This is a genomic window from Sphingomonas sp. 3P27F8, assembly GCF_005502745.1.
GTDB lineage: Bacteria > Pseudomonadota > Alphaproteobacteria > Sphingomonadales > Sphingomonadaceae > Sphingomonas.
Window position 1 is genome coordinate 14175 of record NZ_SCNL01000006.1, and the last position, 13621, is coordinate 27795.

Here is a 13621-nt window from a genome sequence, read left to right on the forward strand (position 1 = left end):
TCCATGAACAAAAGGTGGGGACGCCACCATCCCCCCATGCGCGCGCCTCTTCGATCAGTCTCCCTCAGTCCGCGACCAGCGCTTCCATGCGCTCCAGCGCCTCGGCGAAATCCAGCTTGAAGTCCTGCACGACCTGGCCCGCGCCGCGCACCTGCTCGACAAGGCCGACGCCCTGTCCGACGAAATAGGTGACGAGTTCCCGCGCGGCAGCATCGCCCTTTTCCGCCGCAAGATCGGCCGCGCGGATCGCGGGTTCGCTGATGATCGACTGGAACGGCATCGGCAGCGCACCGGGCGAATCCGGCGCTTCCCACGCATCGGTCCATGCCGAGCGAAGCTGGCGCGAGGGCTTTCCGGTGCGCCCCTTGGAGCGCACGGTATCGCGCGAACTGGCGGCCACCATCTTGTCACGAAACACGTCGGAACACTCGCTTTCCGGCGTGGCGAGCCACACCGATCCCGTCCATGCGCCCGCCGCCCCCATCGCCATCGCCGCCGCCATCTGCCCGCCGGTCATGATCCCGCCCGCCGCAAGGACGGGCACGTCGCCATGCCCCGCCCGATCGAGCGCGCGCACCACTTCCGGGATCAGCACCATCGTGGAAACCTCGCCGCAATGGCCGCCCGCCTCGCCCCCCTGCGCCACGATGATATCGACGCCGGCCGCAACCTGGCGCAGCGCATGTTCCTTCGCCCCCACCAGCGCCGCCACCGGCACGTTATGGGCGCGCCCCATTTCGATCATCGCCCTGGGCGGCACGCCGAGCGCGTTGGCGATCAGCCTGATCGGATGACGAAAGGCGATCTCCAGCATTTCCAGCGCGACATTGGGATCGAACGGCGCGGGCGCGGTGCTGTCCGCGCGCTCTTCCGGGAGCGTGAGGTGATGCCGTCCCGCGAGATCGCGGACGAACGCGCGATGCGCCTCCGGCACCTGCGCCGCGATCGACGCGCGGGTCAGCCCCTTCGCGCCGCCGGTGACGAGATTTTCCGGTATCAGCACGTCCAGCCCATAGGGTTTTCCGTCGACATGCGCGTCGATCCACGCAAGTTCGGCCTCAAGGCTTTCCAGTGTATGCGCCGTCGCGCCGAGCACGCCAAAGCCGCCCGCGCGGCTGACTGCTGCCACGACATCGCGGCAATGGCTGAAAGCAAGCAGCGGAAAATCGATGCCCAGCATCGCGCAGATCGGTGAACGCATCGTGATTCCTCTCCTGTATTTTTCGCCATTGTCGTGGTCATGGCGCCAAAAGGAAAGGCCCGGGTGGCCGCCGTTGCGCGACAAACGAAGCAAAGAACGCGCCAGATCGAGGCGCCGGGTAATGAAATCGCCCGCCACGCTCACTATGATGAAAGGCGCGGGCATGGGGATTTGACCGAGCGATGAACTTTATCGACCGCGCGATGCAGTCACGTCGCGGATTGCTGAAAGCCGGTGGCCTTGCGGCAATCGGGGCCGTCCTGCCAAAAGGCGCGCTCGCCGCGTCGACGCCGTTCGCCGCGCCCCGCGCGGTGAGGCCTGAACTGATGCGCCGCGCGCTGGCCGCGCTAGAGCGCCACGGCGACCGGGTGCAGCGCGACAGGATCGCAATCGTCGATTTCAACGCCCCTTCCGCCCAGCCACGCTTCCATTTTGTCGATATCGCCAGCGGCGCCACCATTTCGAAGCTTGTGGCGCATGGCAGCGGGTCAGATCCGGCGCATACCGGCTTCGTGCACCGCTTTTCGAATGAGGGCGGCTCGAACGCATCCTCAGAGGGCGCTTTTCTCGCCACCGATTATTATAACGGGAAGCACGGCCGGTCACAGCGGCTGATCGGGCTTGACCCCACCAACGACAATGCGCTCGTCCGCGCGATCGTCGTGCATGGGGCATGGTATGCCAATGCGGAGATGATCCGGGCGCGCGGGATGCTCGGGCGCAGCCAGGGATGCTTCGCCGTGGGCGAGAATGAGCTTGCCGAGGTGTTCGAGCGGCTCGGCCCCGGCCGGATGATCTACGCCGCGAAGGTCTGACGCAGCCGCCGCACGCCGCCGACGAAGCGGGAGACGACCAGCTCCTCGAACCCGGCATAGCCAAGCCCAAGATGCGGCGGCCGCACGCTCAGCGCGTCGCCCAAAGTCAACGATCCCGCGCGCAGGCCCGCGCGCGCCACCGCCGCCCACCGCCGCGCCGTTTCCCAGCGGATCAGGCGGATATCCTGCGCGTCGCACGCATGGCGCGCCAGGAAATCCTGTTGCAGCGCGACCATCACTTCACCCAGCCGGCGAAGCGTTGCTCGATCCGGCGGGGGCGCGCGGCCCATCAGATTGGACACGACCAGCGCGGCGGCGTCGTGCGCGCCATCACCGAACAGCTCGGCATAGGAATCCGCCAGCACGCGTGTCGCACTGGCGCTCATCGTATCGACGAAGCGCTGCGAGGCGCCGCCGCCATGCTGGCGATAGATCAGCAGATCGGCATCGATCCGCGCCACCCGGCCCAGCCGCGCGATCCGGTGATAGAGGTCGAAGTCCTCGGCATAGAGCAGTTCGGGCCGGGTGAACGGCTCCAGCCCGCGCGCGATCTGGGCGCGGATCATCACCGATGACCAGACAAGCGGATTCTCGATCCGCAGCAACCATTCCGTCAGCCGCGCCGTGGTATTGGCCGGGTGACGCGGCGCGCGGATCGCGCCGTCTCTCAGCACCGCCGTATCGCTGCCGACGAGCGCCACCTCGGGATGCGCGTCCAGATAGGCGACCTGCCGTGCGAAGCGTTCCGGGCGGCACAGATCGTCCTGATCCAGCGCCGCGACATAGCGTCCGCGTGCCTCGGCGAAGGCGCGGTTGCGGGCGCGGACCGGGCCACCATTTTCCGCCAGCGCGATCACGCGGACGCGCGCATCCGGCCATGCGCGCAGCATTGCGAGCGTGTCGTCGGTAGAACAGTCATCGACGACGATCGCCTCGAAATCGCCCAGCGTCTGGGCGGCGAGGCTCTCCAGCGTCTCCCCGATCAGCGCGGCGCCGTTATACGCCGCCATGATGACGCTGACGGTGGGCGCGTTCACGCGGCGCGGCGGTCCCTGCCCGCCAGCAACTGATCCACGATCATCATGCCCACGTCGTTCTGCCACAGCCACAGGCCGTTGGCCTGCCCGACGAAGCTGGATTCCCCGCCCAGCTTCCCCCACGGCACGAAGCCCGCCGCCAGCCCGATGCCGAAAAGGCCGGGAATCGCCGTGCCGCCGGCATCCACCACGCGGCAATGGCGATCGACCATCGGCCGCCCTTCCTCCGCAGCCAGCCGCAGCGGCGTTCCATCCCGCCGCTCCACCGCCAGCGCGCGCGGGCGATAGCCGAGCGCCGCGATGGCGAGATCGGCGCTCGCGATCACCTCGCGCGCGCGTGCCTCGTCATCGCCGATCCGCATCACCGTGACGCGCGGGTCGGGTTCGCGCCCGTCGACGCGCAGCATCCGCAACACCAGCTCGCGCGCCTCCAGGCGGAAACCGGCGAGGCGATAGACGAAGCCCGAGACGGGGCAGATATCGTCCGGCCCGAAATCGGTGAACCCCTCCGCCTCCGCCGCCTCGACCGAGTGGAAGAACGGGCGCAGCGGGCGGCGGTGCAGCAGCGTGATCGCACCTGCGCCAAGCGGCAGCGCCGGCTGTCGCTTCAGCAGCAGCGCAACCGTGGTGAGCGCGCTGGTCGAGCCGCCGATCACCGCGATGCGCGGTGCGCGCTTGTCGCCGAGCAGGTCGGCGATCTTCTCGAACCCGCCGGTGGAGAGCACGTCGTCGGATTGCACGAGGCGGTGATGCGCCAGGGCTGGCAACGGTGCTCCCGCGACGCTCTGCGCGACCAGCCGGTCGAGCGGCTGGTGCCCGCCCGTCGCGATCACCACGTTGCGCGCGATCCGCTCATGCTCCGCGCCGCTCGCCACATCGCGGACGCGCGCGCGCCACAGGCCATCGTCATCGCGACGGATCGCGATCACCTCGTGCCCGGTCAATACTGTGCCGCCATGTCTGCCGACGAGATCGTGGAGGCGATCCCCCGTCACACGCAGCAGCGGGCCGACTTCCGCGAGCGGCACGCCCAGCGCGTCGCGATACGCCTCCACCGCGCGCGCCGCCGGATGCTCGGCAAGTGCAGCGATCGCCGGATAGGGATTGTCGGCAACCGCGCTGAGGAAGGTCTGCGCGGTTGAATCCGAAGTAATCGCATAGCGCCCGAGCTGCCCCCCGCCGATCGCCATGTCGCGCTCCACCAGCACCATGCCCGGTGCGAGCGTGGCGAGCAGGCCGCGCTTGCTGGCGGCGGTGAGCAGCGCGGTGCCCGCCGGGCCACCCCCGACGATCAGCGTCTCGGCTATCAGAACCGGCGCGCCGGAGGAGACGATACGCGGGCTCGCGCAGGCACGATCCAGCGACGCGACCACGCGCTCGACATCCGCGATCGTCATCGCATCGTGGAGCGGCAACGACAGGATGCGCGCGGCGACATCGTCGGCGATCGGGGTGGGCTCGATCATCGCCACCTCCCGCACCCACGGCTGCTGCCCGATGTGCGGGCTGAAATACTGGCCGGCGCCGATCCCGTCGGCATCCAGCGCCCTCGCGACCCGAACGCGATCCGCGCCGGGCGGCAGGAGCAACTGGAAGAAGCCCAGCGCCTGCGTGCCGCGTGGCGCCGGTTGCGTCGCATAACGCCCGTCGATCGCCTTGCGATAGGCCGCCGCGATCTTATCGCGCGCCGCGCAAGTGCCATCGAACGTATCGAGCTTCGCATTGGCGATCGCGGCAAGCACTTCCGGCAGCTTCGCGTTCAGCCCCGGCACGCTGGCGCTCCGTGCGCCCGCGAAACCGAAATTGGCCATCACCCGCAACCGCTCGATCGTGTCGCGGTCGCCGCAGTGGATCAGCCCCCCTTCCGCGACCGCGAACGGCTTGGTCGCGTGCATCGAGAACACCACCGGAAACGGGGCGCCGGCGCCAAACCCGCGCCCGTCGGCGTCGGTGGTGCCCAGCGAGGCGGCGGCATCGATCACCACCTTCACGTCGTGGCGCTTGGCCAGCCACGCGTATCGCTCCAGATCGATCGCGCGTCCGAAGGCCGCATAGGGCATCAGCGCCGCGATACGCGCGCCATGCTGATGGAGCAGCCGCTCCTCCGCCGCCGCGCAGGCAGTCCAGTCATCGGGATCGATATCGCACACCAGGGGCGTCAGCCCGGCCCACCACGCCGCCTGCGCGGTCGCGGCAAAGGTAAACGCGGGCATCACCGCATAGCGGCCATTCGCGTCCCCCACCGCATCCTTCAGCGCCAGCATCAGGCCCAGCGTCGCATTCGCGACGGTAAGACATGCGCCCTCGCCGCCGAACAGCCGCTCCGCCGCGCGCCCCTCGAAGCGCCGTGCCTCGGGGCCGAAATTGCTGTAGATACCGGATGCCTCGATCCGCTCGAGCGCATCCTTATAGTCGCCGAGGCGCGGCGGATTGGGGACGATCAGGGGCAGGCGCTGCATGAGACGGGCGAATCCTTTCGGCCTCGCTCATGCATCAGCGCGTCCTAAGGAGCGGTTAGCGCCGGTCGAACGCTTCCAGCTCATAGGCGATCGATGCCTCGACCAGCGCGTCCCACAGCGCCGCGATCGTATCCCCCGGCAAGCCGGCGGAGATCGCGGCGTCGCGGGCGTTCGCGATCACCTGCGCCTTGCGTGCCTCGTCGCGCACCGCGCCGCGCTCCGGTTTGATGCGCGCGGCGGCGTCCATATAGTCGAAGCGCCGGCGCAACAGCGCGACAAGTTCGCGATCAACCTGATCGACACCCGCGCGCACCTCCGCCATGGTTGCGCATTGCTGTCCCGGAAGAATGGTCATGACGGCCGCTGTGGCGGGGGAACGCGGGGCTGTCCAGCCGCCGGTGGCGATGAACCGGCGCCGCGCCCGCCGTGCGCGCTGTCGCTGCGACCTGCCGGAACGCGCCTCTCCTTGACTTCGCCCCCGCCCCCCGCTAGGCGCGCGCCTTCGCAATCGGCCCCGTATCCCCGGTGAAGCGGTGGCCCTGCGTTTCCATTCGTGAAGCGTAGAGCGATACCGGGATGAACGTCGTTCGCAGATTGAAGGATAGATCATGTCAAAGCGCAGCAGCGCCAAGTACAAACTCGACCGCCGGATGGGCGAAAACATCTGGGGTCGCCCGAAGAGCCCGGTCAACAAGCGTGAATACGGCCCCGGCCAGCACGGTCAGCGCCGCAAGGGCAAGATGTCCGATTACGGCCTGCAGCTCCGCGCCAAGCAGAAGCTGAAGGGCTATTATGGCGATGTCACGGAAAAGCAGTTCCGCCAGTGCTATGACGAAGCCGCCCGGATGAAGGGCGATACCTCGCAGAACCTGATCGGCCTGCTCGAGCGCCGTCTCGACATGATCGTCTATCGCGCGAAATTCGCGCCGACGATCTTCGCCGCGCGCCAGCTCGTCAGCCACGGTCACGTCTATGTGAACGGCGTGAAGTGCAACATCGCGTCGCGCCGCATCTCGCTCAACGACGAGATCACGCTGGGCAAGAAGGCGCAGGAAATGGCGCTGGTGCTCGAAGCGCAGGGCCTCGCCGAACGCGAAGTGCCGGACTATGTCGCGCAGGACGGCGCCGCCAAGATCACCTTCATCCGCGTGCCGACGCTGGACGAAGTGCCGTATCCGGTGAAGATGGAGCCGAACCTGGTCGTCGAGTTCTACTCGCGCTGATCGATCGGCCCCTGGGCCAGCGAAAGGGCGGCTCCGGCGACGGGGCCGCCCTTTTCGTATCTACAGGCCCAGCGAGGCGCGCAGGAATTTGTCGGCCTTGTCGAGCATCTCCGCCCGCGCGCTCGAATCGTCGAGCTGGTGATCCAGCCCCTTGAACTCCACCAGCTCGACCTTCTTGCCCGCATCGCGCAGCCGGGTTGCCATCAGTCGCGATTCAGCGATGCCCACATTAGCGTCACGATCCCCGTGAAACATCAGAACCGGCGCTTTGATCGCCGCCGCATTGCGCGCTGGCGATCCCTCGCGAATGTGGGGCCCGTTGCCGATGAACCGATCCACCAGGACGAAATTCACGAAGCGCCGTGATTCCTCACGCAAGCTGTCGAGATCGGTGACCGGGGCAATCGCGACGATCGCCTTGAAAAGATCGCCGTCCAGCACCGCGGACTGCAACGCCGCATAGCCACCGTACGACCAGCCGACGATTGCCAGCTTGCCAGGTGCCGCAATGCCCTGCTGCTGCAACCAGCGCCCGCCATCGTTCACGTCGCCGATCGCGGTGCGCCAGGATTGGAAGCCGTTCTTCTCGAACCAGGCTTGCCCATAGCCTGCCGATCCACGGAAATTTGGTTGCAGCACCGCATAGCCGCGCGCGGCGAAAAACTGCGCCAGCCAGTCAAAGCCCCATTCGTCTCGCGCCGCCGGACCGCCATGCGGAAGGACGATCGCCGGCAGGTTCTTTCCGTCACTGCCCGGCGGCAACGTCAGATAGGCCGGTATGACCGTGCCGTCCGCAGCGCGGTAGCTCACGGGCTTCACCGTCGCGAGCGTAAACCCCGACAGTTCGGGTCGCGACGCGGCGACCTCTTCGAGATGACGGTTGGTTTTGTCGTACAGGAAATAGCGTCCGGGATCGTTATCGCTGCTCGCGTGCAACAGGAGCAGCTTCTCGTCCGAGCTGGCATCGACAAAGCGGATCATCGGCAGCTTTGGAATGGCGCGTGAAAGCGAGACCCGCAGTTTCTTCAATTCCGGATCGAAATATTCCGCCTCGCGATGCTCGACGACCCATGATGCGCCGACCACCCTTTGCTGCCGGCCTATCCGGATCAGTTCATCGACATCCACATCCGGGCGCGCCACGAGCATTTCCCGCGTCATGTTGCCATCAAGCGAAACCCGGTAGAGCGCGCGGCGCCCGCTCGCGTTATCAAACCCGTAGACGACGTTGGTCGCCGGATCGACGGCGATCGGCTGAAAACCGGCGCCGCTCGAACCATCGACCTTGAAAGAGCTCAGCCGCTCCCAGGTTTTCTGATCGGCGCGGCGGTAGAAGTAATTGACCGTATCGCCCGAATATCGGTCCACCGCCTCCGGCCGAGAGCCCATGACGCGCACTTTGCCAACGCCATCGCTGATATAGGAAACAACACGCGGCTTGGGCTGCTCGACGATACGCCGGGAAAGCGAGCTGATATCGACCGCGACGACCCCAAGCCCCTCCTTCTGGTTCGCGAGCCGCGTGCCGACCGTCTCTTCGGGCACGAACCCGAGCGCCATCAGCACCGAGCCCGGTTTCCCGTCTGCGGTGAGATCGATCAAATCGCCGCCGAACTGAACGGGGCCAAGTGTCCTGACGCCGCCCTGGTCGGTGATCATCTTATAACCTGTGCCGTCATCCTTGACGCTCGCCAGCCGGGTAAAGCCGAGCAAAAAGCCGGAATCGCCCGCGAGACCGTAAACACTGCATACGAGCCGTTCCGTGCTCGCCCACTGGCACCAGCGAAGCCGCTCGGGCTCGCCACTGCTCTTCAACACCGGTTGCGGCTGCTTCCCGTCGAATTGCGCGACCGTTGCAATCGACATGCGGTTCCCGAGCGGCCGAACGATCGCGATCTTCTTGCCATCGGGAGAAAGGCTGATGTCGGCCACATATTCCCGCGCGCCAAAGGCCTTGGCTTCGCGCGTCGGTTCCGCCAGCGCCGGCGTGGTTGCCAGCAACATGGCGACAAAAGCCAATCTGTTCATCGATACCCCCTTTTTCCCCAGGCCATGCTATCTCCTTGAAAGGCGGATGCAAGTGGCACATTTCGCCGCAAGTCGCAGATGGACACACAGGCCATGCTCAAACTCGTCATCCTCACGGGCGCCGGCATTTCGGCGGAATCCGGCCTTGCCACGTTCCGCGGACCCGGCGGCTTATGGGAGGGGCACCGCGTCGAGGATGTCTGCACGCCCGAGGCGCTGGCGGGAGACGCCGCGCTGGTGCATCGCTTCTATGACGAGCGGCGGGCCGCGTTGGCGCATGTGTCGCCCAATCCCGCGCATCGGGCACTCGCCCGGCTCGATCGCGCATGGCGCGGCGAATTGCTGATCGTCACGCAGAATGTCGACGACCTGCACGAGCGCGCGGGCGCGCGCCGGATGCTTCACATGCACGGAGAACTGAACTCGGCGCTGTGCGCGGCATGTGGGGCGCGCACCGGCTGGCGCGACGATCTGCCGCCCGGCAGCCGGTGCGAGGAATGCTCCGCGCCGATGCTTCGCCCCGACATCGTGTTCTTCGGCGAGATGCCGTATCATATGGACGCGATCGAGCGGGCGCTGTCGGATTGCGACCTGTTCGTCTCGATCGGAACATCGGGTGCGGTCTATCCGGCCGCGAGGTTCGTGCAGACCGCGCGCTATCACGGCGCCGAGACGCTGGAGCTCAACCTGGAACCATCGGCGGGCAGCGCCTGGTTCGCAGAGACGCGGCTCGGCCCGGCATCCGAGCTGGTGCCGGCATGGGTGGACGAGCTGCTTGGCGATCACTCCACCCAGTCGAGCCCGATATCGCGATAGACGCCGCGATCCTCATCCCAGCCGGGCTTCACCTTCACATGCAGGTAAAGGTGCACCGGCCGATCGAGCAGCACCGCCAGTTCGGCACGCGCCTTCGCACCGATCTCGCGGATGCGCGTGCCGCCCTTCCCAAGCACGATCGCGCGCTGCGTCGGGCGCTCGACCAGAATCTGCTGGTGGATCTCCGCCGAGCCGTCCTCGCGATCGAGGAACTTCTCCGTCTCGATCGTGCTGGCATAGGGAAGCTCGGCGTGGAGCTGGAGGTAAAGCTGCTCGCGCGTCACCTCGGCGGCCATCGCGCGCTCGGTCGCGTCCGAGACCTGATCCTCGGGGTAGTGCCACGGCCCCGCCGGCATCGCGCGCGCCAGCGCCCGCTTCAGCTCCGCCACGCCATCGCCGGTGGAGGCGCTGATGAAGAAGGTTTCCGCGAACGGCGCGATCGCGTTGAGCTTCTCGGCGTGGAGGAGGAGACGCGGTTTATCGGCCAGATCGACCTTGTTGAGGATCAGGAAACGCGGCTCCGGGCGATCCGCGATCCGCTCGGCGATCTCCACCACCTTGGGGGCGAGGCCGCCCTTCGCATCGACCACGAAAGCGAGCAGGTCGGCCCCCTCCGTTCCGCCCCATGCCGCCGCGACCATCGCGCGATCGAGCCGGCGCTTGGGATCGAAGATGCCCGGCGTGTCCACCAGCAGCAATTGCGTATCGCCCTCGATCGCGACGCCCATCAGCCGGGTGCGCGTCGTCTGCGCCTTGGGGCTGACGATCGCGACCTTCTGGCCTACCAGCGCATTGACGAGCGTGGATTTGCCGGCGTTGGGCGCGCCGACGACGGCGACAAGGCCACAGCTTTGGGTCATCGTGATCTCACCATTTCGAGCAATGCGCGGGCGGCGGCGGTTTCCGCCTCCTGCTTGCTGCCGCCGTCGGCCAGCGCCTCGGCCAGTTTGGGGATCGCCGCCTTCACGAGGAAGCGCGGCGCATGGCCAGGGCCGGAACGCTCGACCACCTCATAGAGCGGCGGCTTGCGCTGATGCGCGGCGGCCCATTCCTGCAACGCGGATTTGGGGTGCTGCGGCGCGGCGGCGTCGGCGCTGATGCGGTCCCCCCACAGCCGGCGGATCGCGGCGCGCGCCACGTCCAGCCCGGCGTCGCGATAGAGCGCGCCGAGCAACGCCTCCATCACATCGCCGAGCACATTGTCGCTGTCGCTCGCGCCGTCGTCGCGCGCCTGCTTGCCCAGCCGCAAGCGCGCCGGCACGGCCAGCCCGCGCGCCACTTCGGCACAGACCGCGCCGGTAACCAGCGCGTTGTAGCGCTTGGACAACGCGCCCTCCGGCTCCGCGGGGAACAGCTCATACAGCCATTCCGCCATCACCAGCCCGAGCACGCGATCGCCGAGAAACTCGAGCCGTTCGTATGTCGCCCCGGAGCGGCTGCCGTGCGTCAGCGCACGTTCGTAATCGGCGAGATCGGCCGGCCGGTGCCCGAAAATGCCGTCGATCCACCCGGCAAGGTCCGCATCCTGGGTCACGCCGGTCAGAAACCGCCCCCGATCCGGTTGAGCCGCGCGGCGGTGAACCACGTCCACGGCAGGAACCAGTTGGCCGAACCGTCGGTGGACCAGAAGATCACCAGCGCCTTGCCCTCGATATTCTCCATCGGCACGTAGCCGAAGCCGCCCGATGCCTGGCTGAACCGGCTGTCTTCGGAATTGTCGCGATTGTCGCCCATCAGGAAGACGTGTCCGGCGGGCACCGTGAACAATTCGGTGTCGTCGGCGATCGTCTGCCCCATATCCAGCACTTCATAGGAGCGGCCACCCGGCAGCGTTTCGCGGAAGCGCTTGTACCGGCATACCGGCTGGCCGTTCGCCACGTCCTGATATTGCGACTGGCATTTGTCGGCGCCGTAATTGGGCGTGAGCGGCACGATGAAATCGGCGATCGGCTGCTTGGGCACCGGCTGGCCGTTCAGGATCAGCTGGCCCGCGCGCATCTGCACCGTATCGCCCGGCAGGCCGATCACCCGCTTGATGACGTCGTGGTCGTTCGCGGGCGGACCGCGAAACACCACGGTATCGCCGCGCGTCGGCGTGCCGCCGAACAGCCGCCCCGGGATCGGCGGGAAGCCGAACGGCAGCGACCAACGCGAATAGCCGTAATTCCACTTCGACACGAACAGATAGTCGCCGATCAGCAGCCGCGGCAGCATGGATTCAGACGGGATCGAGAACGGCGCGAACAGCAGGCTGCGGAACAGCCACACGATGATCGCGAGCTTCACGAGGAAGCGCAGCGTATCGCCGGATTCGGATTTCTTCCCCACCGATCCGGCGGCGGGCGCCTTGCCGATCGGCTGCGGGATATCGTCGGGCGGGGTGTCCTGGTCGGCCATAGGCGCGGCGTCGCTCAACCCCGCGCCGACGTCAAGCCGCTGGCGTGTGGAACGATGCGGGGGTAACGGCTGTTCGGTCGTTTCCCGGCACAGACAGAAAGACGTGAAACATGGCGGACTGGTCCACGATCGAGGCATTGCCGAAGGCACGGCTGACGCAATTGTTCGCCGATGACGCCGATCGACTGAAACGCTTTTCGCTCGACGTTGCGGGCATGCACTTCGATTTCGCCAAGACGCATCTGACGGCGGAAATGGTCGCCGCCTTCGAAGCACTGGCGAAATCGAGCGATCTGGCCGGCAGGCGAGAGGCGATGTTCGGCGGCGCGCATGTCAACGTCACGGAGGATCGCCCGGTCGAGCACACCGCCGAGCGCGGCGAGGGTAACCCGGAGAGCGTCAATCGTGCGCGGGGCTATCACGCGCGGATGCGGGCGCTGATCGACGCGATCGAGGCGGAGGCATTCGGCCCGGTTCGCCATATCCTTCACGTCGGCATCGGCGGATCGGCGCTGGGGCCGCACCTCTTGGTCGATTCGCTGGGGCGCGATTCGGATCGCTATGACGTGGCGATCGTCTCGAACGTGGACGGGATGGCGCTGGAGGATGTGTTCGACCGTTTCGATCCGGCGGCGACGCTGCTGGTGGTCGCTTCCAAGACGTTCACCACCACCGAGACGCTGATGAACGCCGAAAGCGTGATCGGCTGGATGACCGAGCATAATGTCGAGGATCCCTATGGCCGCGTCATCGCGCTGACGGCCAGCCCCGACAAGGCGATCGAATGGGGCGTGGACGAAACCCGCGTGCTGCCGTTCGGCGAAGGCGTCGGCGGGCGATATTCGCTGTGGTCCTCGATCGGCTTCCCGGCGGCGGTGAAGCTGGGCTGGGATCAGTTCGAGGAACTGCTGGAGGGGGCGGCCGAAATGGATCGCCATTTCCGGCTCGCCGCGCTGCACGAAAACGCCCCCGCCCTCGCCGCCTTCGCGGATCTCTATTACACGCAGGTCCGCCGTGCCGAGACGCGCGCGCCCTTCGCCTATGACGAGCGGCTGCGGCTGCTTCCGAGCTATCTCCAGCAGCTCGAGATGGAATCGAACGGCAAGGGCGTGACGATGGACGGAAAGCCCGTCGCCGGCCCCACCGCCGCGATCACCTGGGGCGGGGTCGGCACGGACGCGCAGCATGCGGTGTTCCAGCTGCTGCATCAGGGCACGCATCTCGTGCCGGTCGAATTTCTCTGCGTCATCGAACCGGGCGATACCTTGCCCGAGGAACATCACCGTCAGTTGCTGCTCAACGCCTTCGCGCAGGGCGCGGCGCTGATGAAGGGCAAGGAGAATCCTGACGATCCGGCCCGTGCCTATCCCGGCGACCGGCCCTCCTCCACCGTGTTGCTCGATCAGCTCGACGCGCGCACATTGGGCGCGCTGATCGCATTCTACGAGCATCGCGTGTTCGTGAACGGCGTCCTGCTCGGCATCAACTCCTTCGATCAGTTCGGGGTGGAACTGGGCAAGGAGATGGCGAAGGCGGCCGCGAAGGGCGGCGGGGATTTCGATCCTTCGACCGACGACCTCATCAAGCGTGCCGGGCTGGGCTGAACGGCCCCGCGCGTCACAGTGATCGGCATTTCCGCCCTTCC

The 13621-nt window shown here is 67.0% G+C and carries 12 protein-coding genes; 4 read left to right on the top strand and 8 right to left on the bottom strand.

The features are described from left to right. Window positions 1–64 precede the first annotated feature (64 nt). On the bottom strand, window positions 65–1201 hold the full coding sequence (locus FFS35_RS08570; RefSeq protein ID WP_137786678.1) for a nitronate monooxygenase: 1137 nt from the start codon (window positions 1199–1201) through the stop codon (window positions 65–67). A gap of 182 nt (window positions 1202–1383) precedes the next feature. Here FFS35_RS08570 and FFS35_RS08575 point away from each other — a divergent pair, with 182 nt between their 5' ends. Beyond that, entirely contained in the window at window positions 1384–2016 is a 633-nt protein-coding gene (locus FFS35_RS08575) for a murein L,D-transpeptidase catalytic domain family protein (RefSeq protein ID WP_137786679.1), read from the top strand. Here FFS35_RS08575 and FFS35_RS08580 read toward each other — a convergent pair. Genes FFS35_RS08580 through FFS35_RS08590 form a run of 3 tightly spaced genes read right to left on the bottom strand, consistent with a single transcriptional unit; the run spans window position 1998 to window position 5867 of the window. Beyond that, window positions 1998–3053, bottom strand: a complete 1056-nt coding sequence (locus FFS35_RS08580; RefSeq protein ID WP_137786680.1) for a glycosyltransferase family A protein — start codon at window positions 3051–3053, stop codon at window positions 1998–2000. The two genes, FFS35_RS08575 and FFS35_RS08580, sit on opposite strands and share 19 nt — an antisense overlap. After that, a complete protein-coding gene (locus FFS35_RS08585) occupies window positions 3050–5512 on the bottom strand; it encodes a DegT/DnrJ/EryC1/StrS family aminotransferase (protein WP_137786681.1) in 2463 nt (820 codons plus the stop codon). Before FFS35_RS08585 ends, FFS35_RS08580 begins: the two co-directional genes overlap by 4 nt. A 55-nt stretch (window positions 5513–5567) precedes the next feature. Then, window positions 5568–5867, bottom strand: a complete 300-nt coding sequence (locus FFS35_RS08590) for a chorismate mutase (RefSeq protein ID WP_137786682.1) — start codon at window positions 5865–5867, stop codon at window positions 5568–5570. Window positions 5868–6120: 253 nt separating this feature from the next. Here FFS35_RS08590 and rpsD point away from each other — a divergent pair, with 253 nt between their 5' ends. Then, entirely contained in the window at window positions 6121–6735 is a 615-nt protein-coding gene (gene rpsD / locus FFS35_RS08595; protein ID WP_137786683.1) for a 30S ribosomal protein S4, read from the top strand. Between the two features lie 60 nt (window positions 6736–6795). On the opposite strand, the gene FFS35_RS08600 is transcribed toward rpsD, so the two are convergent. Then, the gene (locus tag FFS35_RS08600; RefSeq protein ID WP_137786684.1) at window positions 6796–8763 is read right to left on the bottom strand and encodes a S9 family peptidase; all 1968 of its coding nucleotides are present in this window, start codon (window positions 8761–8763) and stop codon (window positions 6796–6798) included. Window positions 8764–8856: 93 nt separating this feature from the next. On the opposite strand from FFS35_RS08600, the gene FFS35_RS08605 reads away from it, so the two are divergent. After that, window positions 8857–9579 (top strand): NAD-dependent deacylase, encoded by a 723-nt coding sequence (locus FFS35_RS08605; protein ID WP_137786685.1) that lies wholly within the window; start codon window positions 8857–8859, stop codon window positions 9577–9579. On the opposite strand, the gene era is transcribed toward FFS35_RS08605, so the two are convergent. Genes era through lepB form a run of 3 tightly spaced genes read right to left on the bottom strand, consistent with a single transcriptional unit; the run spans window position 9546 to window position 11976 of the window. Then, window positions 9546–10439 (bottom strand): GTPase Era, encoded by an 894-nt coding sequence (era, locus tag FFS35_RS08610; protein ID WP_137786686.1) that lies wholly within the window; start codon window positions 10437–10439, stop codon window positions 9546–9548. The genes FFS35_RS08605 and era overlap by 34 nt on opposite strands. Further along, window positions 10436–11113, bottom strand: coding sequence for a ribonuclease III (gene rnc, locus FFS35_RS08615; RefSeq protein WP_249341537.1), 678 nt, complete (start codon window positions 11111–11113; stop codon window positions 10436–10438). Before rnc ends, era begins: the two co-directional genes overlap by 4 nt. 5 nt (window positions 11114–11118) lie before the next feature. Further along, window positions 11119–11976: a signal peptidase I gene (gene lepB, locus FFS35_RS08620; protein ID WP_137786687.1), complete on the bottom strand. Its 858-nt coding sequence runs from the start codon at window positions 11974–11976 to the stop codon at window positions 11119–11121. 110 nt (window positions 11977–12086) lie between these two features. On the opposite strand from lepB, the gene pgi reads away from it, so the two are divergent. Beyond that, window positions 12087–13580, top strand: a complete 1494-nt coding sequence (pgi, locus tag FFS35_RS08625; protein WP_137786688.1) for a glucose-6-phosphate isomerase — start codon at window positions 12087–12089, stop codon at window positions 13578–13580. The last annotated feature ends 41 nt before the right edge of the window (window positions 13581–13621 follow it).